Origin of the sequence: Halorubrum sp. 48-1-W (assembly GCF_003287355.1) — an archaeon.
GTDB lineage: Archaea > Halobacteriota > Halobacteria > Halobacteriales > Haloferacaceae > Halorubrum.
This window is the reverse complement of sequence record NZ_QMIM01000003.1, coordinates 17,296-39,617: the sequence shown is the minus strand read 5'-3', so window position 1 is coordinate 39,617 and position 22,322 is coordinate 17,296. Positions and strand designations below refer to the sequence as shown.

At 57.3% G+C, this 22,322-nt stretch carries 23 protein-coding genes and 4 pseudogenes; 10 read left to right on the top strand and 17 right to left on the bottom strand.

The window, feature by feature from the left end:
- Window positions 1-12: 12 nt before the first annotated feature.
- Window positions 13-489, bottom strand: a complete 477-nt coding sequence (locus tag DQW50_RS17545) for a hypothetical protein (protein ID WP_127341294.1) — start codon at window positions 487-489, stop codon at window positions 13-15.
- 98 nt (window positions 490-587) lie between these two features.
- On the opposite strand from DQW50_RS17545, the gene DQW50_RS02105 reads away from it, so the two are divergent.
- The 3 genes and pseudogenes from DQW50_RS02105 to DQW50_RS02095 all read left to right on the top strand — a co-directional run.
- The gene (locus DQW50_RS02105) at window positions 588-932 is read left to right on the top strand and encodes a hypothetical protein (protein ID WP_112077666.1); all 345 of its coding nucleotides are present in this window, start codon (window positions 588-590) and stop codon (window positions 930-932) included.
- Window positions 929-1,339 carry a hypothetical protein gene (locus DQW50_RS02100; RefSeq protein ID WP_112077665.1) on the top strand — a complete coding sequence of 137 codons (411 nt, stop codon included), beginning with the start codon at window positions 929-931 and terminating at the stop codon, window positions 1,337-1,339. Before DQW50_RS02105 ends, DQW50_RS02100 begins: the two co-directional genes overlap by 4 nt.
- Before the next feature lie 256 nt (window positions 1,340-1,595).
- Window positions 1,596-2,213: pseudogene (locus DQW50_RS02095) on the top strand (ribonucleoside-diphosphate reductase, adenosylcobalamin-dependent); the annotation flags it as partial.
- Between the two features lie 23 nt (window positions 2,214-2,236).
- On the opposite strand, the gene DQW50_RS02090 reads toward DQW50_RS02095, so the two are convergent.
- A complete protein-coding gene (locus DQW50_RS02090) occupies window positions 2,237-3,457 on the bottom strand; it encodes a hypothetical protein (protein ID WP_112077664.1) in 1,221 nt (406 codons plus the stop codon).
- Window positions 3,458-3,759: 302 nt separating this feature from the next.
- On the opposite strand from DQW50_RS02090, the gene DQW50_RS02085 reads away from it, so the two are divergent.
- A complete protein-coding gene (locus DQW50_RS02085; protein WP_127341293.1) occupies window positions 3,760-4,305 on the top strand; it encodes a hypothetical protein in 546 nt (181 codons plus the stop codon).
- A 350-nt stretch (window positions 4,306-4,655) separates the two neighbouring features.
- On the opposite strand, the gene DQW50_RS02080 is transcribed toward DQW50_RS02085, so the two are convergent.
- Window positions 4,656-5,960: an RNA-guided endonuclease TnpB family protein gene (locus tag DQW50_RS02080; RefSeq protein WP_112077662.1), complete on the bottom strand. Its 1,305-nt coding sequence runs from the start codon at window positions 5,958-5,960 to the stop codon at window positions 4,656-4,658.
- Between the two features lie 44 nt (window positions 5,961-6,004).
- Here DQW50_RS02080 and tnpA point away from each other — a divergent pair.
- Window positions 6,005-6,412 (top strand): annotated as a pseudogene (tnpA, locus tag DQW50_RS02075) (IS200/IS605 family transposase).
- A gap of 254 nt (window positions 6,413-6,666) precedes the next feature.
- On the opposite strand, the gene DQW50_RS02070 reads toward tnpA, so the two are convergent.
- The 4 genes from DQW50_RS02070 to DQW50_RS02055 all read right to left on the bottom strand — a co-directional run bounded on the left by DQW50_RS02070 (window position 6,667) and on the right by DQW50_RS02055 (window position 11,731).
- Window positions 6,667-7,149, bottom strand: a complete 483-nt coding sequence (locus tag DQW50_RS02070; protein ID WP_112077661.1) for a hypothetical protein — start codon at window positions 7,147-7,149, stop codon at window positions 6,667-6,669.
- Entirely contained in the window at window positions 7,146-8,030 is an 885-nt protein-coding gene (locus DQW50_RS02065; RefSeq protein ID WP_112077660.1) for a ParA family protein, read from the bottom strand. The genes DQW50_RS02070 and DQW50_RS02065 overlap by 4 nt, the downstream gene beginning before the upstream one ends.
- A 384-nt stretch (window positions 8,031-8,414) precedes the next feature.
- Window positions 8,415-9,656, bottom strand: a complete 1,242-nt coding sequence (locus DQW50_RS02060) for a phage integrase SAM-like domain-containing protein (protein WP_112077659.1) — start codon at window positions 9,654-9,656, stop codon at window positions 8,415-8,417.
- A 464-nt stretch (window positions 9,657-10,120) separates the two neighbouring features.
- Complete coding sequence (locus DQW50_RS02055; protein ID WP_112077658.1) at window positions 10,121-11,731, bottom strand: transposase; 1,611 nt, start codon at window positions 11,729-11,731, stop codon at window positions 10,121-10,123.
- A 198-nt stretch (window positions 11,732-11,929) separates the two neighbouring features.
- Here DQW50_RS02055 and DQW50_RS02050 point away from each other — a divergent pair, with 198 nt between their 5' ends.
- Window positions 11,930-12,307 (top strand): cupin domain-containing protein, encoded by a 378-nt coding sequence (locus DQW50_RS02050; protein WP_112077657.1) that lies wholly within the window; start codon window positions 11,930-11,932, stop codon window positions 12,305-12,307.
- 84 nt (window positions 12,308-12,391) lie between these two features.
- Here the strand turns inward: DQW50_RS02050 and DQW50_RS18770 are convergent.
- From DQW50_RS18770 to DQW50_RS02035, 3 genes and pseudogenes are all read right to left on the bottom strand, one after another.
- Window positions 12,392-12,598, bottom strand: a pseudogene (locus tag DQW50_RS18770) (GTPase); the annotation flags it as partial.
- Window positions 12,591-12,773, bottom strand: coding sequence for a 30S ribosomal protein S14 (locus tag DQW50_RS02040; RefSeq protein WP_112077656.1), 183 nt, complete (start codon window positions 12,771-12,773; stop codon window positions 12,591-12,593). The gene DQW50_RS02040 and the pseudogene DQW50_RS18770, both read right to left, overlap by 8 nt.
- Window positions 12,774-12,808: 35 nt before the next feature.
- Window positions 12,809-13,108 (bottom strand): annotated as a pseudogene (locus DQW50_RS02035) (NAD(P)-binding domain-containing protein); the annotation flags it as partial.
- Between the two features lie 64 nt (window positions 13,109-13,172).
- Between DQW50_RS02035 and DQW50_RS02030 the strand changes: the two are divergent.
- The 3 genes from DQW50_RS02030 (at window position 13,173) to DQW50_RS17780 (ending at window position 15,019) form a co-directional block, all read left to right on the top strand.
- The gene (locus DQW50_RS02030; RefSeq protein WP_112077655.1) at window positions 13,173-14,459 is read left to right on the top strand and encodes a GTP-binding protein; all 1,287 of its coding nucleotides are present in this window, start codon (window positions 13,173-13,175) and stop codon (window positions 14,457-14,459) included.
- Window positions 14,460-14,461: 2 nt separating this feature from the next.
- Window positions 14,462-14,728: a hypothetical protein gene (locus DQW50_RS02025; protein WP_094519646.1), complete on the top strand. Its 267-nt coding sequence runs from the start codon at window positions 14,462-14,464 to the stop codon at window positions 14,726-14,728.
- Window positions 14,729-14,866: 138 nt separating this feature from the next.
- Window positions 14,867-15,019 carry a C2H2-type zinc finger protein gene (locus tag DQW50_RS17780; protein ID WP_008439973.1) on the top strand — a complete coding sequence of 51 codons (153 nt, stop codon included), beginning with the start codon at window positions 14,867-14,869 and terminating at the stop codon, window positions 15,017-15,019.
- Between the two features lie 87 nt (window positions 15,020-15,106).
- Here DQW50_RS17780 and DQW50_RS02020 read toward each other — a convergent pair whose 3' ends face one another.
- Complete coding sequence (locus DQW50_RS02020; RefSeq protein WP_053770069.1) at window positions 15,107-15,514, bottom strand: hypothetical protein; 408 nt, start codon at window positions 15,512-15,514, stop codon at window positions 15,107-15,109.
- A gap of 201 nt (window positions 15,515-15,715) precedes the next feature.
- On the opposite strand from DQW50_RS02020, the gene tsaA reads away from it, so the two are divergent.
- Window positions 15,716-16,207, top strand: a complete 492-nt coding sequence (gene tsaA / locus DQW50_RS02015) for a tRNA (N6-threonylcarbamoyladenosine(37)-N6)-methyltransferase TrmO (protein ID WP_053770070.1) — start codon at window positions 15,716-15,718, stop codon at window positions 16,205-16,207.
- A gap of 453 nt (window positions 16,208-16,660) precedes the next feature.
- Here the strand turns inward: tsaA and DQW50_RS02010 are convergent, their stop codons facing one another.
- Genes DQW50_RS02010 through DQW50_RS01985 form a run of 6 tightly spaced genes read right to left on the bottom strand, consistent with a single transcriptional unit; the run spans window position 16,661 to window position 21,958 of the window.
- Window positions 16,661-17,044 carry a hypothetical protein gene (locus DQW50_RS02010; RefSeq protein ID WP_094553542.1) on the bottom strand — a complete coding sequence of 128 codons (384 nt, stop codon included), beginning with the start codon at window positions 17,042-17,044 and terminating at the stop codon, window positions 16,661-16,663.
- Window position 17,045: 1 nt separating this feature from the next.
- The gene (locus DQW50_RS02005; RefSeq protein WP_198664571.1) at window positions 17,046-18,338 is read right to left on the bottom strand and encodes an FAD/NAD(P)-binding protein; all 1,293 of its coding nucleotides are present in this window, start codon (window positions 18,336-18,338) and stop codon (window positions 17,046-17,048) included.
- On the bottom strand, window positions 18,335-19,387 hold the full coding sequence (locus tag DQW50_RS02000) for a metal ABC transporter permease (protein ID WP_112077775.1): 1,053 nt from the start codon (window positions 19,385-19,387) through the stop codon (window positions 18,335-18,337). The genes DQW50_RS02005 and DQW50_RS02000 overlap by 4 nt, the downstream gene beginning before the upstream one ends.
- A gap of 5 nt (window positions 19,388-19,392) precedes the next feature.
- Window positions 19,393-20,166 carry a metal ABC transporter ATP-binding protein gene (locus DQW50_RS01995; RefSeq protein WP_112077654.1) on the bottom strand — a complete coding sequence of 258 codons (774 nt, stop codon included), beginning with the start codon at window positions 20,164-20,166 and terminating at the stop codon, window positions 19,393-19,395.
- On the bottom strand, window positions 20,163-20,384 hold the full coding sequence (locus DQW50_RS01990) for a hypothetical protein (RefSeq protein WP_094495650.1): 222 nt from the start codon (window positions 20,382-20,384) through the stop codon (window positions 20,163-20,165). Before DQW50_RS01990 ends, DQW50_RS01995 begins: the two co-directional genes overlap by 4 nt.
- Window positions 20,381-21,958 carry a metal ABC transporter solute-binding protein, Zn/Mn family gene (locus DQW50_RS01985; protein ID WP_112077653.1) on the bottom strand — a complete coding sequence of 526 codons (1,578 nt, stop codon included), beginning with the start codon at window positions 21,956-21,958 and terminating at the stop codon, window positions 20,381-20,383. The genes DQW50_RS01990 and DQW50_RS01985 overlap by 4 nt, the downstream gene beginning before the upstream one ends.
- Window positions 21,959-22,322 lie beyond the last annotated feature (364 nt).

Sequence of the window (22,322 nt, the reverse complement as noted above, 5' to 3'; positions counted from 1 at the left end):
GACGCGATCGTGCTACTCGCCATCAGCCTTCCCCGCATACCTCGAGGTCACCTTTCCTCGAAGATCCCGATAGACAGTGTAGCGATACGGACCATGTGGGCAACCATCGCATCCTGGCCCACACGGGAGCTTCCGTTTCTGAAGGTGTCCATATCGAGTTAACTCCTCGTCTGACAGTTCCTTTAGCTGTTCCGTACTCATTTCCTCAAACTCTTCTTTCGCTGCACGCCGCTTTTCGCGGGATAGGTTCTGCGGTGGCTTCTCGACTGCGACCTCACCCGCTCCGACCTTCTCATCCGGAGACACCGGTCGCTCCTTGTGCTCGATGAGTTCATCGCAGTAGTCGATGACTCGCTCTAGATCGTACACGGTCTGTACCTGCAGGGGCTCCCACACGCGCTTTGCTAGCCCTTCCGGGGGTGTAGGCATTGCTTCGCCCCGCTCTTCAGGACTGGCGGGAGCGCCAGCGTCGGGGTCAGGTTCGGGCATGTATCATCCTACGCTACCTTCGTACTAATAATGTAACGTAGGGCCGGATCACCACTCCTCGTTTGTCGTCCCCCGCTTCGGTGGAGGGATTCATTCCGATGAACACTATCACGACCGCACAGCGCATCTCCACCAGCAGCGACATCGACGCCAGTATCGCCGCCACCCGCCGTGTGCACCATCTCACCGCCGTCGCCCGAGACGCTATCGACGATCCCAGATCCCTCGATGGAGACACACTTGCGAAGGCTGTCGTCAAAGTACTCTACGACGCACACCCTCACATCCGATTCGAGGATGCCCTCGAGCTCGCTGTAATCGTCGAGACACCACCTCTCGACTCGTCGACGGTAGAAGCCATTGAATACGTCGTCGCAGACATCTGTTCCCATCTCGACGAGTGGAACCGCTTCGAGCCACCGACACTCCCAGGACAAGCATGAGTGGCGATGAATCGCTCCTCGAACAGCTTCCGCCCGAGAAACTCCTCGATACACGGAACACGCGGGTCATCACGCCCGCGATCGAGATGATGGAAGAGGTCGCGACCGTTGAACTATACCTCGAACACGAGCGGGCGAACCGTGATCGGCCGGGTATCGTCCGCCACTTCACCGAGCAAATTGACGTCATCTACGAGGAAAACGGCGAGATCCCGCCCGGAGAAAAGGACCAGGAACAGGAGTCGGAAGGCGAACACGAAGGAGACAACATGTCCACCGCCGATGCCGAGACGGTCTCACCGATGTCGCCACCGGAAGAGCTGCTTGCGTACATCCACGGCCTCGGGAATGAGTCAGACGACGAGATTGCTTCGTCGCCCGCGCCACCCACGTGGGATGAGCTCTAACTCTCGTTTGTCACCCCCGACATCCCGTGGGGATACGCACATAGAACCGCCCTATCCGGCGATTTCTCCGTATGTTCTTAACCTCATTCTGCCCCTATCTTTGCCTAGGTGAACGGTGAGACATGTCGACCGTCGTCACAGCGAAACATCATCAGACGACCTACAACAAAACAGAACTCAACCCCATGAAACACAACCAGGTTGACACCACAGAACCAACCGAAACCGACTCCAAATCCCCTGAAAACTGGCCGTGAAGCAACCATGTCCAGACGTTCTCACTGGCGTCACGCAGCGCGTTCAGACCGGCTACGGCAAATTCTACGTCATTATCAACGAGGACGCCGACGGCCGGCCGTTCGAACTCTTCGCGAATATCGGGAACTCCGGCGGATTCACCGCTTCCTTTACCGAGGCACTCGCGAAGACTGTCTCAACCTGGCTCCGTTCCGGTTTTGATCCCGAGGAGATCGCCAGCGAACTCCGAGGCATTCGCTCACCGAAGGTTGGGTGGGATAAAGGTGACAAGACGCAATCCATCCCGGACGCCATCGGCCTCGCGATGGCGCGCTATCTTGAGGGTGATCCCCACCTCGACTACCCCCATCAGCAGAACCTCGCGGAAGCAGTCGAAGAAGACGCCACAGCCGCACACACTGCCGACGGTGGCACGGTCGCTGATCACGATGCGAACTTGAATACGGGCGCCAACGATAACGATAGTGACCGGGAAGACGATAAGCAGGAAGATGGCACTGCTGAACTCCTCGAAGCCGGCGAATCTCCCGAGTGTCCAGAGTGTGGGTCAATATCCCTGTATTACTCGGAGGGATGCAAAACCTGCCGAGCCTGCGGCTGGTCAGAATGTTCGTAACGTAGTCAAAACAGTTCGTCTCGCTAGTCCCATACCATCTCTGGCGGGTTGCTCGTTGACCGCTTCCTATCCGACGACGGCTTCGCCGCCTTTGCATCCCTCTCGGGTTCACCGAAGAGCCGTCGGATCGGGTGGCGCAGCGCCGCCAGACGTCCGAGGTCTCCCTTTCGGTAATTCACTGCCCACGTCCGCGTGTTTCCCTTCTTGTCGCGTCGAGCGACCACAATTTTCACTGGACCGTATGGCACTTTGGCGATAGAGATCCAGCTCTCACACAACTCCGTCCCTCGGAAACTCAGCGATGCGCCACCGACCCAGTGTGCAACCTGTTGGTCTGCACTCCCCGAGTCAAACCACTCCTTTGTTTCTTCCATGAACGCTTCAAATCTCTCGGGAAACTCGCTCCCGATGTGGACGATCATGTACTCCGAATTGCCCTGCTCGGTATCCTTCTTCCACCACTCGAGAAAGATGTGGTTCGCGGGTGAGCGGAGAACGTTGACCCACGCCCGTTCGCGCCCCTTTTCGTGGAGGGAAATTGCGTCAACCTTCTTCCATCCCTCAGGTGAGACGCCCTTATTGTAGTACCCCCGAAGCGGCGGGATCACTTCGAGGGCGTGGGCCCGCAGGTACTCCATTGGGAACGGAATCTCCATCTTCACCTCAGGCTGTTCCGGCGGGTTCATCAACCGCCGCACGCTCTCTGCGTAGCCGTCGAGACCTTCGACGATTGGGACGGCATCGGGCCACGGTTTCTTCACGCGATGTTCGGCGAACTTCATGTCGTGGCCCTCGAAGTCAGACTGATACGCCCAGAACACCGAATATCCCGCTTCCAGGTAGTCCCACGAGAGCGAGCCGATCTCCTTGTCGTCGTGCTTGTGCTGAATCTCGACGATGAAGCCTTTCCCGAACGGATAGAGTTCCGCAGAAAACGTCGCGACAACATCCGCAACTCGGTCAGTCCCCGGGATGGTATACTCGTGACTGACGGTTGCTGACTCGAAAATCTCGCGGAGTTTCATCGCCGCGATCGTCTTGAATCTAGCGTGGAGGTTTGACTCGCCCGGACACTCTGACCCAGAGTGGTGGACAAAGTGTTTCGAGACGAAGCGTCCATTGTTGTAATGCGATCGGCGGAGGAACAGCGATTCTTCACACAGCGGACAGAGAATGTCGTCGTCGCCGTCGACGTCTAAGGAGAGCACCCGATCACCGTTCGGCCGCATGGCGAGGTATGGCATGAAGGGATTCTTGGCGGGGGTGTTTTCTGGTATCGCTCACGTTCTAATTCGCGCCATGCGGTAAAATAGCACTCGGGGTATCAACCCGACAACCCCCCGAAAACCCGTCCGTTCGCCGCAGTAGGCGACTGTCCTACGTAACTATCCAAACGATATAGCCGAGATTGTAACGTAGGACAAATCACCCCTCCAGCCGAACCGGCTGGTTCTACCCGCCATTTTTGTTTTCCCCCCGGAGCGTAGAGGGGCGACACTAGAGGCACCTGCCAGTCGTGTGTAGCATCTCGACGTGTCGTCGTCCCATGGAGACCGATATCCCGATGGCAACAGCAGCATCCGATTCCAACCCAGTAGAAGAATCGACACCGTCTATTGAGAACGCCGCAATCCGACGTGAGGGCCGGGCACAGACTCAAGAGATGGACGTCTCGTTGCTCCGACAGGGTGGCATCTACGAGGTTCGATCGGCGTCCGGGGGCATCTACGAGGTCGACGTACTCCAACGAACCTGTACGTGCCTCGATGAGCCACCGGAAGGTGGCTGCAAACACTACCGACGCGTTCGTACTGACATTCAAGCCGGCCTCGTCCCCAGACCTGATGGGAAGCTCCCCAATACCACTCAATCAGCGTTAACCGACGAAGAGATTCACGCGATTCGGTCAGCAGAAGCCACTATCCTCAAACAGCATCTTCTCGATGCCCTCCTCGCTCGCGAACTCGAACGCGCCCAGCTCGACCAGGAGATCCATGACCTCGAGTTCCTCGTAGAGGTCCTCCTGGAGGTCAGCATTGCAGAAGGATACGACCTCGACGAGAGTAGGATACTCTTACCAGATCTCTGTTAAATTATGCCAACAGGTTCAAAACTACGACACTTACCGGAGACGTCTGCTGCGTAGTGGCCCGTACTCCTCCAAAAGCACCGGCCACAGGGGAACACCCTCCAAGAAGTGCCTGAGTGACGAAGCCCACTCTCATTCTAACGGGAGCGAACCTGTCACTCGTCCGCGCAGACGTTCCTGACCGGGTGTCGTAGTCCTGTCGGAGTTGAATATACTGACTCACATGGTATATCCTTTGGCCCAATCGACAGCCGATAGGCTGTTCCAGGGGAGGATCGACGAGACTCAGCTGATGATTGTGGGACTCACGTAAACAGCCTCGGGCCACCGCGCCCGAGGCTTTTCTAATTCCCTCAGTCGTGCGCTAACACTCCCTGCTCGGCAAGCGAGCGGGATGAGGTTGGGCGGCTTACACGCCCCGACCCGGACAGACGCACCAACCGAACCTGCGGTTGGGTTTTGTGAGTCCGGTAATTCGATTCGTCACCGTCGAGCTTCGCCTTCTCGCGCCACGCGATGTTCACTGAGGCATTCCGGTCGGCGTGGTCTTGCGCTACATCACACTCGTCGTTCGTACACCGAAACCGCCGTCCCTGCCGACTGCCACGTTCACCACAGCACGAACACGTCTTCGAGTTGTAGTACGCGTCTACCGTATCCGTAGGAATCTCTCGCCACGTCGCCTTGTACGAGACAAACTTCTCGAACTTGTGGAACGGCAGTTTGTGCAACCGGCGGTTCATATATGTTCCGTACTTGATTTCGTCGCGGATACCGCTCATATCCTCGAACACGATAACCGGATTCGAGAACTGCTCTGCGAGCTCCACGACAGCACGGGAAAGCCGATGCAACACCCACTCGGTGAACCGCTCCTCCTTGTCACCGAGTTTCCGATGAATACTTGTCTTGCCGTGTTCCTGACAGCGTTTCGTGATCGTGTGGTAGCGTTGGCGTTCCTGCTTAACCCATCCGTAGTCGAGGACGAGTGTTCCCTTCGTCCGCATCGTCTCGCGGTCGAAGGCGGTGAGTGCGACGTTGCGCTCGTTGATGTCCACACCGACTACCGTATCGGCGGTATCGGGTTCGGGCACGTCGAACACGCGTGTAACCGTGACGTGTAAGTAATACACGCCATCGCGGTACAGGAGTTCGGCCTGCCCAACATCCACCTCGTCCGACGTGAGGGCGTCTCGCAGTTCGTCCATTGCGTCCGGTTCGCCGCGCAGGTGTCCGTTCACGTTCTTGTAGGGTTTCGGGCTGATGCGGAACTGGACGCGGTTCGTGTCGTCGTCCACGGTGAGGCGGTAGCCTTCCGTGTGCGCCATCACAAGTGGATACGCACCAGATTTGTCCGTACTCGGCGGAGTCGGCTTCCCTCCGTCAGGGTCGTCTTGGTTCTCCCACCAGTCTTTGAGTGATTGGTAGGAGTCCCATGTTTGGAGGGCTTTGCCGACGACCGCGCACTTGTTGTTCCGTAGGAAGTCGTTGCGGTCAACCCCCTTCTGTATCTCGGTGCGATTGTACCCTTGTTGTTTGAGGCGGATGGTTTGGTTGAAGATCTCGCGTGAGGCGAGGCGGGCGTTGTGAAGCCACGATCGTTCACCAGACGCTATGTGGAGGCGCGTCCGGATCGTCTTCGTGGCTTCTTCACCCATGCTTTGACAATCGTTCTAACTCATCATAAATATAGGGATTAGAGATAGAGGAGTACCGCAGTCATGCACATTCGGTTAGTTCCTGTAAGTATCATTTTGTCTGGTGTCACAAGTACCGTCACCCGGTTCTCAACGTGGTTGAAGACGATGTGCGAGAGTTGTTTGGTGAGACTTCCGACCACTTCGGGCACAAAATTCTGGCGTTGGAGATTGCAGACGACCACGTACACCTGTTCGTCTAGTGCGACCCAAAACACAGTCCAGCCGACCTCGCTCGGCAGTTCAAGTCGTACTCGGGTAAGCACTTGCTGGAGCGGTATCCCGAGATTCGGGAGTCGTATTTCTGGGGTGGCGGATTCTGGAAGGTTGGGTACTACGTGGGAACGACAGGTGCGGTGTCGGAGGAAGTGGTTGAGCGGTATATCGAAGAGACGGAACACGCGCCGGAGTGACGCGCCCCACCCCCGCCCACGATGGGGCAGGGAACTCGCGCTGCTTTTCGTTTAGAATGCCTATCGCCACCTCTACAACCCGAGATCTTGATATCGATTCGCGAAGTCTCTAACTCACTGGCCGCATAGTTGTTTGCGGTATCTACGGTATTAATCATACTAACGTTACTACCACTGTTACCAATATGAGTGTTCACACCTATATACCGAACACATAAACAAGTGATATTATTGGCCAGGAGAGAACGCTGAGATTACTCCTCAGTGTCCATACCAAGTTCGTCGCGGATGAGATTGGGATTGTCTAAGATGACCCGGAAGCAGGCCATGTAGAAGTCCCAGTTCTTGTTGAGTTCCGTGTCGTGAGATTTCTTCCATTCATACTCGATGTCATCCCAGAGGCCCTCAACGGCGTCGACGACCTCGGGTGAGAGGAATACGTTATTATTTGCATAGACATCAGCAAGCGCTCCCAGCTCCCTATCTGGGTTCGGGTATTCGTGGGTATCAGGTCCTCCAGTCGTGCGTGACCCTTGTTCAACTGCCTGCTGAGCAGCCGATGGATCATCAGAATCCACTTCGGCTATCTCCTCAGTGTCACCCGTGGTATTTTCGGGCAACGATTCAGCGCCCGAACTCGAGCTTGGGTCCGAACCGGAGACTCCGAGCTTCTGTGCCCGCTCTGAAACATCGCTCATCTGTGCCTCAAAGTCGTCTTCAGAGGGATCGTCACTCATGCTTCCACCTCTTGGTCGGCCGCCGCAGCGCGAATATCTTCGACGGTCATCGCTTTTGCCGCTTCAACATCCAATCCGAGCGTCGGTGGTGATGTCTGCTTAAGAATCAATTGAAGGAGTTCGTCGTATCGTTCGACTTCGTCGTTCCGGAGCGATTCTGGGTGAGCGTAGATTGACTGCTGGCTCTTTTTGGCCCTCGCGAACGCCGCTCGATGGTCAGTAATAACGCCCTTCTCGTCGAAAGTTTCATTGAACCACTCGACCATTCGCTTGTTCTCGTTGGTCATCTTCGTCGAGTTAACCGTCATCAGGAATGCGAGATACTGAATCTCGAGATCGTGCATCATTCCAAGGACCTCATATTGGTCGAACAACAGATCTGTCGAATGCGGCATCTCCGTCTCCGGCTCCATCGGCACGACGATCTTCTCGCCGGCCGTGACCGCGTTTTTCGCGTATGGTGAGAAATCCGGTGGGCAATCACAGACAACGTAGTGATAGTCGTCTTCAAGTCGTTCTAAGAGTCGCCCCAATCGGTTCTCGCCGGCATCAGCCGAGTCTAGGGGTGTTTTATTTCCATTATAACTCTGGTTGCTGGGGATAAGATCGAACTCTTCGTGATCGGTGTGGATGAGGTCGTTCACATTATCCCAACTTTTCGGATCTAAAAGGATTTCATCTAGTGAGAGCGCGTCCAGGTCTTTGTAGAGGTCTCGCTTCCCAAGGTTTGCGGTGAGAGTGCCCTGTGGGTCAAGGTCGATGGCAAGCACGTTGAAGCCGCGAGCTGCAAGACCGCCCGCAATGTTCAACGAGGTGAATGTCTTGCCAGTGCCACCCTTCTGAAACGAGATGGCGAGTACTTCTGGGTAGGTGTCGGTCATAACTACCCTCAAATTGAATTCATACCGTTATAATTGTTCGTCAGACGATTACCGTTTAGAACGGTACTACCATTAATAATGCTATTATTGATCTGCTTCTATTCCTCCAATTCGGCATTTCACCCAGTATAGAGCCTATTCTGATGCGACAGTAATAACGGTAATACCGATTTTAACAGTATATGCGGTGTTACCACTATTACTACTATGGTCAGTAGTACCGTTATCAGCGATATTACCGTTAAAAAGGCTATTGCTGTTAGTACTATTTGTTACACTATTTTCATTATTCACGGTAACTACATTTTGAACATTCAACATGTTAGCACTACTATGACAGACATTAAGATCGCTACCGACTGGGGCACAGTGGATAGATGAGTACTACCCGTCGGAGTCCTGGTCGGGCACATCTTTCTGGCTAGGTCGCTGATTCTGAAACGCCGTCTCAGCCATCTGAGCGCGTTCACTCGCCTCGATATGTGAGTAGTGCTCACGAACAACCTCCTCGGAGTTATCCAGGTGTCGTGCAGCCTCCGTGTACCCGAACTCCCGAACCATCACCTCGCCGGCTCCCCGACGAGCGCCGTGCGGCGCCAGATAGCCGTGTTTGTCGTCATCCAACTCGATGTCTGCGTCCTCTGTGAGTCGCTGCAAAATCCGCCGTGCGCTGTGGGTCGTCAACGCCGGAGGGTCGACATCGTACTCGACACAGAGTTCGATCATCGAGACGTCCCCATCGTTCACGCGCTCGCGATGCAGACTCTCAGCCTCTTCGCGTGTATAGTCCCGCTCAACGAGTTCGTCTTTGAACGTCTCGATAAGGGTGGGATACGACAGCGTCGTGAACACGGGCCAATCGTCACTCGGTGGGTTCAGTACTGATCGGAGGCGTTCGAGTGACGGGATCGCAGACGGTGGGACAGCCCTATCGCTCCATTCACCCTTCTTCCCGAGGACGGTGATCGTGTTGTCCTCGAGGGAAACGTCCGACCAGCGAAGCCCATCACGACCTCGTCGGGCGTCGGCGACATCGGCCAGGACTTCCGCGCCGCGGACGCCTGAGAAGCACAGTAGATAGACGAGCGCTCGGTCACGACACGCTTTGATCGCCTCGTAGCGGTTCTCACCTACTTCGTCGATGGCTTCGTGTGCCTGTTCGTCGACGTACTCCAGGAGTGCCGTTCGCTGCTCGGGTGACCACGCCTGTTGGCGCTCGGTCTTCCGCCCGTCGTCTTCTGGGAGTGGCTCTTTCGCCCGTGATTTCAATGCCGGGTTCTCCTCGAGGTATCCCTCGCGAACTGCCCAACCGCAGAACGCCGAAATGTGGGCGTAATAGTTCTGAATCGTACTTTCGGCCCAGTCCTGCGTCGCGAGATGGCGAGCGTATTGGCGGATATCCTGGATAGTCAGCTCCTCGAATGTCGTGGGCGAACGCGGGCGCTCATCTTCGAGGAAAGTGAGAAAGCGGTCGAGTTCGCGTTTTGCATCTCGGCGGTACGTCCCACTCTTTCCTTCCGCTCCTTTGCCCTTGTCCGTGAGGTAATCCTCGACGACGTCCGCGACCTCGACCGGCCGATCATCCTGGCCGTCCGTGTGGCCCTCGCCGTTGCCAGAAGAACTCATCTCACTCACCGCCTCCTTGGAACCGTGCTTCGAGGGCTATTTGGGCGGGAATACCTGGGATGTCGGGTGGAGTCATGGGATTCGCTTTGATACAGGGCGGCCACCTGCTTGAAAGTACGTACTCTTATCGAACTAAGAGTACGTACAGGCAATCGGCACTCTCAAAACGCTAATTGCGCGTTACAGAGAGTCTATCCCCGAATATCCACGTTTTAGCATTTCATAAACTTCCAATAAACCATATATTGCTATACTGATTCTCTGATGCTGATGTTCACAGTTTCGGAGGATAGGCTAGTTTTGGATCGAATCGCCATCAAGTCGTGGTGATTTTTAGTAGTCGGGGATCGATTTTGAATTCTTACTCTCGAACTACCGGACGAACGTGCGAAATTGTGTGGATTCTGCCGCTCCTGAATAGGGTTGTCACTCCCAAACGGCGGACTCAGTGGGGGATCAGCCGGTTAGTCGTGTGGAATCAACGACGAGGCAACGAGTTCAACACACTCACCCGCAGTCAACACGGGTGCGTAGTCCATCTCCCCGTCGATGTCCGCTTTCAGCAGGAAATCGGTGAGCCGCCAGATATTGTACAAGAGGACCGCGAACACGAAGTAGAACAGGCGAACGCGGTAGTCTTTCGAGGAGGTCTTGGCGAGAAAGTCACCTTTGATCGATTTATACTCACTCTCGATCTGCCACCGGCGGCTGTAGCGCTGACAGAACGTCTCGGCCTCGTCGGGTCCGACTCGTAGATTCGTCGCGAAGACGGCCGTTCCCTCTCCACTCGTCGACGGCACGTACAGGAGCCGCATTGGATGCGATCCAGATTCCACATGGATAGAAGCCGACTCAACAGCCACCTCTTGGTCGTCTTCCTCCATGTGTTTGAGTACATCCCGTTCAGAGCTGGAGATCCGCTTGGGAATGAGGTAATTCACATCGAGGTTTGAGAGCGTCTGGAACACTTGTATCGAATCGAACTCTCGGTCACAGAGTACTGTCTCGATTGGAACGTGTCTTTTCGCTCGTCGAACGAGTCGCCGAACAGTACGATGGATCTGATTCGACGGGTTGTCGTCCCATCCAGAACTTTCTCGAACCGGTTCCACGGCAAGAACGAGCGGGATATTCTGTCCGATGATCGAGAGCGTTGCGAACTTGAAGGCCCGACTGTCTCTATCCTTCGTACCGCTGACCATCGACATCCCTTCGACATCCCCGTAATAGGGGATAGTCGTGATGTCGATCGCAGCTGTCACCGGCCGACGGAACGATGCTTCGGATTCGATAACCGAAAGCAGCCGATCGGCCACTCTGTCGAATCCATCGATCAGTTCCCCTGGCGCAAACTGTTTGATCGTTCTAAGATGCGTATCGCCGTGTGGACTGCTGTCCGAGCCGTGTCGATACTGAAACCGAGCCGCTCCTTGCGGCGTCCCGCAGTTGACCATTCCCATGAACGTCTGCAATTCGAAGAACTGCGTGTCTTCGTAGGTCGTGTTCGCAGCGCGACCGGAATCAAACTCATCGAAGCCGTGATAACGAGTGAGTCGAGTCGTCCGGTAGATTTGCTTGTCGGAGAATTCACACCCAGCCGTCTCATCATCAGTAGAGGGGTCCACTTCGTCGACGATATCTGCTTTCGGCCGGACAGCGGGAGCTGAAAACTCGCGGTCGTGAGATTGTTTAATGACGAAGTGCGAAGCAATCTGGACGAACTCCCGAACGCCGTCGTCGAAGCGTTTCCGCCACGTTCGGGACAACACGGATTCATCAGGGATGTGTTCCAAATCGAGTGGCTCGGCGAGTTCTTGATACCGAGCCAGCGCTTGATAGCTCTCACCTGTGGCCTCTCGGTAGATGAGGAGCCGAACCATCCCGAGAAAGGAGTGTGGAGCAGGATGCCACTCTGGATAGCTATCGTTGAGGTATTCTGTCTGGATTGAACTATCTGCAACGCTCAATAGCAGGGAGTCACCTTCTCGCAACTGTTCAGTGATTTCGATTCCTGTGTTGTAGGCGTCGGTCATCCGGCAGGCACGGTCAGAAAGCGGGTCCAGTGACTCCGCCATTAATTCTCGATAAGATTGGTTCGACAAAAGTGGCCGCGGAAACGTCTGTTCTGTGGCGCTACCCGCGGATTTAGATACTGCTCGTCTACACGACGATCTCGGACTACTAGAAAAGCGAATGTTATTATTGCCATCACTATTATCAATAATAGCCAATTCGACATAGAGTATTAATACTTTCATCTCGGAACTTCTGGTATGAGCTATCGGAAGGTGAATTGCGAGGACGTCGAACAGGTTTCAGATGCGAAGCATTTCCTGAGTGAACCGCTCGGCTGTCGACAGGTCGGCGTAACCTTCTCCCGATGTCCACCAGGATGGAACAGCGAACCACACGACCACGTCGATGACGAGCACGAGGAAGTCTACGTGTTGGTCAGTGGGACTGCCGAAGTTCGAGTTGATCAAGAATCGGTTCCTGTTGAAGAAGGAGATGCTGTCTGGATTGCGCCCGAGGCAACGAGGCAGATCAGGAACGGTGAGGGGGTAAGTGCCTTCGTGCTGATTAGCGCTCCCAAATTCGATTCCTCCGAAAGTTCAGATGATGCTTGGAACCTCACTGGATTCCACGGATGATCCTCTGTCACCCGACTGCGTCGTCGGCTCTTGCGGTCTCCACCTGCTGAAAGGATTCATTCTTCGGTTGTAGATATATCGAATATCTAGTACGTCACCTGACTCGTCAGACTCGTATCGCTCGACGTCGACGGTCGTCCCACGGACGTTTCCGGTTGTCGGCATCGTCCCGGAGAGTCCAGCGACGAGTTCCGACTTCCCGACATTCTCCTTGCCGACGACCACGACAGATTCCTTCCCGTCGTTCTCGGTCGATGGGACGTTGTCAGGGAAGTTCCGTGCGTCAGTCATATTTTTTGAACCCCATCTTCGGAGCCAGTTCCCGAAACGATTGTCGGCAGAGCCAGATGTCGTACTTACCGACGAGACCTTGTTCGCGTCCCGTCATGCGGCAGACGTGTCGGTCGTCTCTCGAATCGTTCAGCTGATCGATCCCACTCTCTTTCTGCGGAGTATCTCGTGTCATGATTAGCAGTCGCACATGTCGGATTCGCAGTAGGACAAGTCCTCGAGGAACATGTTCTTGTCAGGATACTCTTCGAGCGCAAATGCGGGCGAGGTGTTAGTGGTGACGGCGTTGAGGTCGCGGCAGCCGAAGCTGTTGCTAGGAAACGATGGCGTGATGAGGCGCATTTCTTCTGGCCACTGTAGGAACGCCGCCCCGACTTCGCCTCGCTCGAGGATGGCGTAGGAGTCGAGACCTAGATCCGCGAGGACGGCCCCATGACCGACGCCTGCGGCACCTGCCCCGACAATCGCTACGTCGAGCGACTCGTGTTTACGGGCTTCTTCGGATGTCACTGTTAACAATATAGGATAGTAGATAGCTAATTATAAATAATATATGCTCTAGTCTTAATAACAGATGAGTCGAGAGACGATTCCCGTCACCGTGCTGAGCGGCAACCTCGGCGCGGGCAAGACGACCGTGCTGAACAACCTCCTGAACACGCGAACGGACCTGGACGTCGCGGTCCTCGTCAACGACATGGGCGAGGTGAACGTCGACGCCGAGCGCGTCGCCGAACACTCGGACATCTCGGAGGACGACGAGGACCTGATCGAACTGTCGAACGGCTGTATCTGCTGTGAGCTACGCGGCGACCTGCTGGACGCGCTCGCGAAGCTCGCACAAGCCCGCGAGTTCGACTACCTGGTAATCGAATCGACGGGCGTCGCCGAACCGTTGCCGGTCGCCCAGACGCTCACCATGGGATTCGATCAAGGCGACCTCGATCCCACGGAGTTCTACGAGGAGACCGGCATCGAAGTGATGGACTACTACGAACTCGACACGACCGTCACTGTGGTCGACGCCCACCAGTTCTGGACAACGTTCGATTCGAAGGAATCGCTGATGGACGGTGACACCGAGAAGGACCTCGGAAGCCTCTTGATCGAACAGATCGAGTTCTGTGATGTCCTGCTGTTGAACAAGTGCGACCTCGTCGACGAGGAGACGCTCGGCGAGATCGAAGAGATGATCGAAGTGCTACAACCGCGCGCGAAGATCATCCGAACCGAACACGGCGCGGTCGATCCCGGCGAGATCCTCGATACAGGACGGTTCGACTTCGAAGCGGCGAGCCAGTCCGCGGGGTGGCTACGGGAACTCCAGCAGCCGCACGAGTCCGCCCAAGAGGAACACGGCGTCACGTCGTTCGTCTACACGTCGCGCCGTCCGTTCCATTCTGAACGGTTCGCTGATCTGCTCGACTCGTTCCCCGCGAACGTCGTCCGCTCGAAGGGTCACTTCTGGCTGGCGGGTCGCGAAAAAATGGCACTCGGATTGAACGTCGCGGGACAGTCGATCCGAGTTGGGTCGGCCGGTAATTGGATTGCGACGCTGCCGGAGAACGAGCGCGAGAGCTACTTCGAGGCCAATCCGGAGCTCGAAGAGATATGGGACGACAAGTGGGGTGACAGGGGGACCCAGCTCGTGCTCATTGGTACGGACATGGACCACGACGCGCTCCGCACCGACCTCGATGCGGCCCTGCTGACCGACGAGGAAATGGATGCCGACTGGACCGCCTTCGACGACCGGTTCCCGACGTGGGACGACGGAGACTCCGCCACACTTGAAGAGGGGACCGAGGAGCCGACCGAGACGACCGACGACGGCGCCGAGGAGGTCGGCCTCGCGGACTGACGATGTCCTCGCCACGATCCCTCTTCCGGACTGTCGTCAACAAGAACGCACCACACGAGACCCGTAAAGCGGCGATCGGTGAGCTCGCCGAGATAGACGCGACGACACAGCTTCGCGTTATCGTCGTCGCAGACGGCCTCAACGGGTCGTTCCGCCGGAACGCGTTGAACGCGCTCGGTCGATGCCGAGCGACGACAGAACTCGGTGCGCTGGTCGACGACGCAAGCCTACCGACAGCGCTCCGAGAGCGGGCGGACCAGCTTCGCTAGCGCTCGATGCGGTTGGTCAAATCTCGTTTTGAGCTCGGAACTTAGTTAGTAAGTGTTCCAATTTAATATTCTAAAGCAGTTTTCACACTCCGTTTTTTAATAACACTCTTGTATATATGGTCCTGAGTTGTTAATGTAATGTCGTACACCTGCTCCAGCTGCGATGCACAGTTCCAGAGCGCTGCCGGCGTGACCCAGCATGTCGCGCTTCACCACAACACGTGTGCCGAGTGCGACGAGAATTTCGACGACACCGATTCGTTGCGCAACCACATCCACGAGAACCACTGAGCGATCAAGGAGAAAGCCTCGCGCTTCAGCGCGAGGGGAATGTCAAAGGGAATTGAACCGCAGAGCAAATTCGAACCGGTGAAGCTGTTAATCGCTTGTGCTGCTGTACAGGTAAACCGACACGATCGCGAGGAAAGCTTCCGCAACCTTCGTGATGGTGACAATTGGATTAATCGCCCCGTTCATGTAGAATGCTTCAATCCCCCAACCCCGGAACGGGAATAGCGCAAGAATTGTCACCAACGAGTACACTGCAGCCACCAGGAAAAATGAGCGTCGCCAAAACCGGGTGAAATACAGTGCTGCTCCGCCAAGGAAACCTAGTCCGTTAAGCACGAAGAGAACCGCCAGCACAACGCTCATTTCAATCGCTCGCGTCGTCGCCACGAGATGGATGAGTCCCGTAATGAGGGCCAAAAGAACCGCCACATACCCGATCGATTCCGACGGCCACTGAAGCATACTGTCTGACTTTGTTGTATGGTTCGTACCCATACACACAATACTATCTGAACATATAAAAGTGAACGTTATTATATAGCATCGTGGGAATCAGCTGTCCACTGTTTCGGAGGATAGGCTGGTTTTGTGTCCAATATCTATTGACTTGTGGTGCTATTCACCAATCACTACGCCGCGGAAAATATCTGTCTCGGTCACGATACTGATTTTTCGGTAGAAGACGAAGCAACGAATGTGCCCAAAGACACATTCAGCTACGAATCGATTGGAGTGATTCGGACGCCGTTCGAATCAGCAGAAGGAATGCCGATTCAACCGATCGGGGCAGATTCAGTCACAGGAACTGTCGAAATCGAGGCGTCGTATGCGGACGGATTAGCGGATCTTGCCGAGTTCTCGCACTGTATGCTGTTGTACCATTTTCACGCATCTAGCGATGAAGCTCCCCTACGGATCGAACCGTTTCTCGATGACGAACAGCGAGGAGTCTTCTCGACACGGGCGCCACAACGTCCGAATCCGATTGGCCTCTCCGTTGTGGCAATCGAGTCCGTCACAGAACAAGAACTGACCGTGAGCGGTATCGACGTCGTCGACGGGACACCATTGCTTGATATCAAACCGTTCGTTCCCGAGTTCGATATTCCGTCCGAGGTGGAGACAGGCTGGCTCGATGCGTCGGAATCGACGATCCGATCAGAACAGGCCGACAAGCGGTTTCTCTGATAAAGATACAAGTGCATACCTCCGTCTTCAGGCGGAGGTCGAGCGACACTCGGCTCGTTTGTTCCGGTAGTTTGAACCCTGTGGCCTCCAGTTGTCACGGATGCTACGGAATCGGTGAGAGGCCGTCCCCGAACCACAAGGGGTGGTGAACTAACGGTGGTCCACACGGCAATGACACGGATTCCGACGGGGCCTCATTGGCCGGGCCACAGCCCTACGAGGGAGACAAACGAGAGTTTCCCCGGTGTGTCGCCGGTTCCCTCCGAGTGCGGGTTGGAACCAAATGGCGACGACCGCCCGAATCCGATGGTCGGATTCCTCCGCGTTTACGCGGAGGAGGAGGTCAATTCCCGGTCGCTACTCGTGGATATTCTGAGTGAGTTTCCAGTCCTACAAACGAGTTGTCTTACCGCGACAGGCGAGCGCTTTATATATTCAGCTTCATTCATCTCGCTACGGCCAGTTGCCGCCAGTTGAGGACGTAGTCTCAATCTCCCAGTCCGCAGTGCCCGCAGCGTCGGTCACTAATTGAAACGTCCAGTCGGGTACTGTCTCTACCACCCTCGCGGTCTCGTCTGTCCCGACGAATACGTACCGTTCCGTCTCGAAGTGTCCTCGGACCGCCGTCAGCGCCTCCGCTATCGAACGTGGTCCGGACAGGAACTCTTGGTGGTATCCGGCCTCTCGCACCCGTCGTCGTTCGATGTACGACGGCTCCGAGGAGACGATCCCGACGTAGCTGCTCCAGGTAGTGGCGTCTTCGAGGGCGTGGGCGGGCCGTGCGAGTCGATTGAGTGCGCCAAGCGAGACAGCGAGCGTGAGATCGGTCGAAGCCACGTCACGATCCTCCTCGAGAGCTCATCGGGAGCGGGCCTGTCTGCGCCTGATCTGGTGGGTCGAGAATCCGTTCTGCGGCCCGGCGGGCACCGACGATATTGCGAGCGAAAGGACCGACGCTGGGCTCCGCGAGCGCGCCCGAAATGTACACCGCGGACTCAGTACCGTCGGTCCGTCTCCACGCGAGGGTTTGATCGTTGAGAACGGGGAATCCCTCGACCCCGCGTGCGAGCGACAGTGACTCGCTGACGCGGCCGACCAACGGCTGCTTGGGAACCGGTTCGAGTCCGGTCGCGAGGACGACGCGTGCGGCCGTCGCTTTCGTGCCGCCGTCGAAGCGGAGGGACAGCCCCTCGTCTGTCGCGTTCGCAGACGTGATTTCGCCTTGCCGGTGTTCAAGCGCACCACCGTCACGCGCTTCGGCCAGTCGTCGTTCGACGTACGGTGGGATCGTGGCGTCGTTGCGGGCGGCTCGGACCCGATCGAGACGGGCCTCCGATCCCGGCGGGAGCGTGTGGATCTCTTTGCCGATGTGACGCCAGTTGATCCAGTGCGGGTCGGCCTCGGTCAGTTCGATTTCGAGTTCGTGACGCGACAGGAGCGTCACCGCGGTCCATTCTGCCAGACGGCAGGCGAGGTGCCCGGCAGTGATACCGCCTCCGACGACGAACGTTCGCCCCTCGAACGGGCCGGGCGTCGCCGGGTCGAACGCTTCGTCCCAGACGTGTGCGAGGGGCGCGTCGTCCGGGAGCGACGCCGTCCACTCTGGGAGCGTCGGTGTCGCCCCGAGCCCGACGGCCAAGACGACGCGGTGAGTCTCAATCGCTCCCGCGCCCGTTTCCACCAGATACGTCTCTGTGCCCGCAGACCGGGTAACATCGGTTACCTTCGACCGATGATGACAGCCGGAAAGCTCACGGCGCTCGATAACGTCGCGAGCGTGGTCGAGAAACAGGCCGAGAGTCGGTCGGTCTGGGTAGTTCTTCGTCGACACGAGTTCGTTCGCTCGGTGGTGTCCTTCCGCGAACGACTCGAGCGAGAACGACTCGGTGTCGATGTGGTGGACGAACGTCGATCGGAGGGTCTCCATGCCGCACTGATTGGCCTTCTTGGCGAACGAAGCGAGTAACTCCTCGCGCGGGTCGAGGATACGAATCTCGTCGCGCGTGTATTCACCCTCCGTAATGAGGTGGTTTGCGAGGCAAGTGCCGTGAATTCCGCCGCCAACAATTACGTACTCGTAGGGGGGATCACCACTCAGTGGGTGATCAGCGGTCAACCTACCGACTGTCACTCTCGTTTTCCTCCGTCGACTTCCAGTTCTTTTCGGTGGTGCTTGGACTGACGATCACTGAACCGTTGTACGATCGGGAGCCGATAGCCCAACTTTCGACTACTAAGCGCGACGGCGTACACGGCAATCGCCGCGACGACGATCGAGCCGCCGGCCGCAATTCCGTAGACGTACGACAGCGTCACACCGGCTATCGCCGCGAACTCGGCGGCGAGGATCGCCAGCAAGATGGATTGCTTGAAGCTCTTGGCGACTTGCGCCGCAGCGGCGACCGGAACGACGAGCATCGCAGCGACGAGGATGACGCCCATGATCTGCATCGCGCTGACGACGACCAGCACCGTGAGCACGACCATGAGGCGTTTGTACAGGCGGACATTCAGTCGCGCCGCGCGGGCGGCCGTCGCGTCGAACGTGACGTACAGGAGTGGCCGATACGCCAGCGTGACGAGACTGCCGACGATGACGCTCATCAACACGAGGATCCCGACGTTCTCCGTCGAGACGGTCGCCAGACTGCCGAAGAGGTAGGCGTCGATGCCGACCGCAATGCCACCGTCGGTTGCAGTGATGAGAATACTGCCGACGGCGAACCCGCCCGTCAGGACGATCGCCAGCGAGGTGTCGCTGTACGCCCCGGCGTGTTCGACGAGTAACTCTACGAGTAGCGCCGTGACGACTGCGACCACGAACGCGGTGAGCAGCGGGGAAAGCGTGAGCGAGAGGGCCGAATTGAGGAACAATCCGACGGCGACGCCGGCAAAGGCTGTGTGTGCGAGGGTGTCGCCGATCATCGCCATCTCTCGATGGACGAGGAACGTCCCGACGATCGGGCCGATGACAGCGATACATACCGCAGCGAGGTAGGCTCGCTGCATGTAGGGATATCCAAGCATCGGTGTGCCGAGCAGGTCGGCCAACACGTCCATTCCGGGACCGAAGATGTGGTCGAGGAACCACTCGACGCCGTCGATGAGTATGCCACCGATCCATAGGACAGCGGTCACTTCGTCGAACGGCACGCCTGCGTCAAGAGAGGAGGATTGCATCATGGTCAGTGGTCGTGGTGGAGGACGTGCTGATCGGTCCCGTACGCTTGCGCGAGGGCGTCCGTTTCGACGAACGTACTCGGGTCACCGTCGAAGTACAGTTCGCGGTTGAGACACGCGATATCCGTCGCGTAGGTGGTGACGACGCCGATGTCGTGTTCGATGAGGATGACGGTCAGCCCGGTCGCATTCAGGTCGTGCAGGAGGCTGTAGAACTCCTCTCTGGATTCGGCATCGACGCCGACCGTCGGTTCGTCGAGTGCGAGCAGGTCGGCCTCCGAGGCGAGCGCACGGGCGATGAAGACCCGTTGTCGTTGGCCACCGGACAGTCGGCCGACTCGACGAGACGCGAGGTCTGTGATTCCCACTTGTTCCAGCGCGTCTTCGATCGCTTGCCGGTCCGCTGCCGAGAATCGACCGAAAAGCCGCCGCGGGTACCGCCCCATCTCGACAACCTCTCGAACCGTGATCGGCATATCACGCGCCGCCTTCGTCGCGTCCTGTGCGACGTATCCGATTCGCTCACCGGCGTCGAACTCGTGGGCGGGTTCGCCGAACAGCGAAACCGTTCCACTGTCGGGCCGTCGGAGACCGAGCATCAGGTCGAGCAGCGTGCTCTTGCCGCTGCCGTTCGGCCCGACCAGTCCGAGGAAGGATCCGGGTTCGACGTCGATCGACACCGACTCGAGAACCGGGATCTCTCCGTAGCCGAATGTGACGTCGTCGACGCTGATGAGAGGGTCTCCCGCCCGTTCCCTCTCCGTCGTTGCTGTCGTCATCGGTAGTCGTCGAGGTCGACGAACGAGTTCCCGTACGCCGTAATCCAGGTCGTCGTCCGATACGGAACAGCCACGTCCGGCGGATAGATCGTACAGACGGGTCTCTCCGCAGGGCCGACAACCAGTGCCATCAATCCCGAACGAGGGCTCTCGGACGGACCGGGCTCGGCGTTCCCGTCCCACTCCGGTTCCGTGTCGCCAGACGTGGTGTCGCTCATTCTGCGTCGAGGGCCTGCTTCAGCGTCTCGAGATTGATGTTTTCCATGATCTCGACATAGCCCCAGTCCTCGTCGGCCCACTCCTGGGTCTGTCCGGGAATCGGCGTCAGCGGCAGGACTTCGGTGGCGTCGGTTTCTTCGACGAGCTGGTTCGCCGCGGTCTGGGATTCGAGCGGATCCGCACAGACGTACTGGAGGTCGTGCTCGGCAATGATCTCCTGGGCCCGCTCGATATCCTTCGGCGTCGGCTGGTCGTCCGGTGACAGTCCCGTCAGCGTCTGTACTTCGAATCCGTAGCGCTGGCCGAGATACTGGAAGGCGTTGTGACCCGCGACAAACACGACGTCTTTCGAGGCGCCCTCCAGCGCGGACTGGAACGACTCGTCGAGTTCGTCTAGACGATTACGGTACGACTCGGCGTTCTCGGCGTAGGCACTGGCATTGTCGCTGTCGACATCGACGAACCCGCTCCGGATGTTGTCGACCGCCTGCTTCGCTCGCTCCGGGTCTAGCCAGAAGTGCGGGTCCGTTCCGCCGGAGTGGTCGTGGTTGTGTCCCTCCTCGCCTTCGTGTTCGTTTTCTCCCTCGTGCTCGTCTTCGTGTTCCTCTCCACTCTCATGGTCGTGTTCACCTTCGTGCTCGCCATCGCCCTCGTGTCCGTGTTCGCCGGCAGTCTCGGTCACTTCGGGTTCGATGGCCGACCCACTGCCGTTGGTGAGCGTCGCGTCGAACTCCGCGGGAGCGTGCTGGGCGAAGAGTACGTAGTGGCCCTCCGTTTCGATATCGAGGGAGAACGTCGTCTCGCCGGAATCCGCGAACTGGAGGTGGTAGAGTGACTCACTGGACGGCGTGAGTGTCTCTCCGCCTTCTACCGGTGTGTGCGTGTCGTGGTCGCCGTAGAGGGTGGTTGCGGTCTCCTCGACGTGGTGAATGCCGTGGTCGCCGCCCTCTTCGGTTCCGATAACGGCTAGCTGCATCTTCGGATCAGGGCCCTCGTGGAACGTGTACGTGTAGGTGCCAGCTTCGAGGTGGTAGAGACCAGCCCACTCCCACGGGGCCGATTCGCCGTGGTGCTCCTCGTGGTCTCCCTCTTCGTGTTCATCGTGGCCGTGTTCTCCTTCGCCGTCGTGGCCTTCCTCGTGTTCCCCCTCGTGGTCTTCTTCGTGACCGTGGTCGTGTCCGCCTTCGATGAGGTCGATACCAGCACCGGCAGCGACGATGTCGACATCGGTGTCGTCGTCACGGAGACTCGTCACGAGGTCGTCAGCCCAAGGCTGGAATCCCTCCATCCCGTAGAGGAAGAGATCCGATTCGAGGATCGTTCCCTGTATTTTGGAGCCAGGCTCCCACCCGTGGCCGTGTTGGCCGATCGGGACGAGCGTCTCTGCGGTCGCAGTGTCGCCTGCAACCTGACTGGCCAAGTCCCCGAATACGAAGAACGAAGACTGGGCTTCCGGCCCGGCTCCACCTGAATCATTAGAGCTGGCGTCGTTCGAGAGACAGCCAGCGAGGGAGCCGATGGTGGTGAATCCGATTCCAGTTGCGACGAGTCGTCGTCGGGTGTATCGAGGCATCTGTTGTTAACACTGGCAGACTAGATAATAAGAGATATGATTTTGTGTGGTGAAGTTAATAATATCTCCCTAAGTGAGATGGGGACTTACTAACCGTTGCCGGGATAACTAACGTAGGCTCTGGAATTGCTAATCGTTGCTACCTCAGATTCCGTATTACATAAGCCCGAGAAGCGTGCTAACAGGCATTTAGTAGCTGTGGCACCCAGATACGGTTGCAATGTGCCACTGCTTCAGCGAGTTGACCGAGATGAGTGACGAACAGCGAGCGGAGGTTCTCGAAGAACACTCGACGGAAGAACTCCGCGCGGAATACTCCACGGAAGAACTAGAAACCCTCGGCGTTATCGCCTGAGGCTAGTTC

Coding starts and splice junctions, on each gene's coding strand:
- DQW50_RS17545 (WP_127341294.1), bottom strand. CDS start 489: ATGCCCGAACCTGACCCCGACGCTGGCGCTCCCGCCAGTCCTGAAGAG.
- DQW50_RS02105 (WP_112077666.1), top strand. CDS start 588: ATGAACACTATCACGACCGCACAGCGCATCTCCACCAGCAGCGACATC.
- DQW50_RS02100 (WP_112077665.1), top strand. CDS start 929: ATGAGTGGCGATGAATCGCTCCTCGAACAGCTTCCGCCCGAGAAACTC.
- DQW50_RS02090 (WP_112077664.1), bottom strand. CDS start 3,457: ATGCCATACCTCGCCATGCGGCCGAACGGTGATCGGGTGCTCTCCTTA.
- DQW50_RS02085 (WP_127341293.1), top strand. CDS start 3,760: ATGGAGACCGATATCCCGATGGCAACAGCAGCATCCGATTCCAACCCA.
- DQW50_RS02080 (WP_112077662.1), bottom strand. CDS start 5,960: ATGGGTGAAGAAGCCACGAAGACGATCCGGACGCGCCTCCACATAGCG.
- DQW50_RS02070 (WP_112077661.1), bottom strand. CDS start 7,149: ATGAGTGACGATCCCTCTGAAGACGACTTTGAGGCACAGATGAGCGAT.
- DQW50_RS02065 (WP_112077660.1), bottom strand. CDS start 8,030: ATGACCGACACCTACCCAGAAGTACTCGCCATCTCGTTTCAGAAGGGT.
- DQW50_RS02060 (WP_112077659.1), bottom strand. CDS start 9,656: ATGAGTTCTTCTGGCAACGGCGAGGGCCACACGGACGGCCAGGATGAT.
- DQW50_RS02055 (WP_112077658.1), bottom strand. CDS start 11,731: ATGGCGGAGTCACTGGACCCGCTTTCTGACCGTGCCTGCCGGATGACC.
- DQW50_RS02050 (WP_112077657.1), top strand. CDS start 11,930: ATGAGCTATCGGAAGGTGAATTGCGAGGACGTCGAACAGGTTTCAGAT.
- DQW50_RS02040 (WP_112077656.1), bottom strand. CDS start 12,773: ATGACACGAGATACTCCGCAGAAAGAGAGTGGGATCGATCAGCTGAAC.
- DQW50_RS02030 (WP_112077655.1), top strand. CDS start 13,173: ATGAGTCGAGAGACGATTCCCGTCACCGTGCTGAGCGGCAACCTCGGC.
- DQW50_RS02025 (WP_094519646.1), top strand. CDS start 14,462: ATGTCCTCGCCACGATCCCTCTTCCGGACTGTCGTCAACAAGAACGCA.
- DQW50_RS17780 (WP_008439973.1), top strand. CDS start 14,867: ATGTCGTACACCTGCTCCAGCTGCGATGCACAGTTCCAGAGCGCTGCC.
- DQW50_RS02020 (WP_053770069.1), bottom strand. CDS start 15,514: ATGGGTACGAACCATACAACAAAGTCAGACAGTATGCTTCAGTGGCCG.
- DQW50_RS02000 (WP_112077775.1), bottom strand. CDS start 19,387: ATGCAATCCTCCTCTCTTGACGCAGGCGTGCCGTTCGACGAAGTGACC.
- DQW50_RS01995 (WP_112077654.1), bottom strand. CDS start 20,166: ATGACGACAGCAACGACGGAGAGGGAACGGGCGGGAGACCCTCTCATC.
- DQW50_RS01990 (WP_094495650.1), bottom strand. CDS start 20,384: ATGAGCGACACCACGTCTGGCGACACGGAACCGGAGTGGGACGGGAAC.
- DQW50_RS01985 (WP_112077653.1), bottom strand. CDS start 21,958: ATGCCTCGATACACCCGACGACGACTCGTCGCAACTGGAATCGGATTC.